The following is a 603-nucleotide window of genomic DNA, read 5'->3' on the forward strand; positions in this document are numbered from 1 at the left end:
GGGGGTGCTCACCGGGCCGCACCTCCCAGGAACTGGTCGTAGATGTGCAGGTCCACTGGTTTTACCTGCGGCAAGCCTTTTTCCAGTTCGAGCTGGCAAGTCACCGGTTTTTTCTTGCTGGTCAGATAGTAGTGTACAGCCTGGAAGCTGTACTGGTTTGCTGCCAGGGCCTGAATAATGGCTTCTTCCACCGCTTCAACGCCATGTTCCATAACCAGGCCCAGCACCAGGGCGAGTTCGTAGCTTTGAGCCCGGGCCAGCAGGTGTTCTTTCAGCTGGTTTAAACCGGTCGGTAGGACTGCCTGACGCAAGGGCAGGGCATTTTGCAAAGAACGGGGCTTTTTCACCAGCAACGGCAGGTAATGCTCCCATTCCAGCCTGGTTTTGTTTTGCTGGTAACAGCGTGGGTGGCAGGCTATTTCCCGGGAGCGGTAATAGATCTTCACTTGAAAGGGATAGCCCTTAACCGTTACTGTTTTACCGGCCAGGGCCACCGGCACCGAATAGCGGTTCCGGTCAAACTTAACCAGACTCAGGCTATCCACCTCTGCCGTTCTGGTCCGGGCGTAGTCGAACTCCCTGGCCGGCAGGGGGGTCAGGTGC

Annotated in this window: 1 protein-coding gene; it reads right to left on the reverse strand. The window is 56.7% G+C overall.

Annotated features, from left to right (window positions below; translation table 11 throughout):
- Positions 1-8 precede the first annotated feature (8 nt).
- Positions 9-603: hypothetical protein (locus QHG98_09780; protein MDH7598000.1), on the reverse strand; the 595-nt coding region annotated here is incomplete at its 5' end.

The sequence above is a fragment of the Methanothrix sp. genome (assembly GCA_029907715.1).
Lineage (GTDB): Archaea > Halobacteriota > Methanosarcinia > Methanotrichales > Methanotrichaceae > Methanothrix_B.